The sequence below is a fragment of the Bradyrhizobium sp. Kon69 genome (assembly GCF_055807515.1).
Genome location: NZ_JBVVOS010000283.1, coordinates 1 through 287, shown reverse-complemented (window position 1 = coordinate 287; position 287 = coordinate 1). Strand labels below are relative to the sequence as shown.

The window sequence follows — 287 nt, the reverse complement described above, 5'->3', positions numbered from 1 at the left end:
ATACGCGCCCACCGGATGGCCCAGCACGGCGCGGGAACCGGCATAACCGATGCGCTGCAATTCCGCGCCCACCGACAGGCCGTGCTCGTCCTGCTTGTCGAGGGTGTCCTGCAGGTCGAACTTACCGGCGAACACCCCGGAGCCCATCATGCACGGCGCAAAGCGCGAACCTTCTTCGTTGGTCCACACCACCACTTCAATCGGCGCCTCGGTTTGGATGTTGAGCTCATTCAAGGTGCGGATCACTTCCAGGCCGGCCATCACCCCGTAGCAGCCATCGAACTTGC

General features: G+C 63.1%; 1 protein-coding gene. It reads right to left on the bottom strand.

Annotated features, from left to right (window positions below):
- A partial coding sequence (locus tag AC0L3U_RS39180; RefSeq protein ID WP_473365088.1) for a M20/M25/M40 family metallo-hydrolase occupies positions 1–287 on the bottom strand: 287 nt, incomplete at both ends.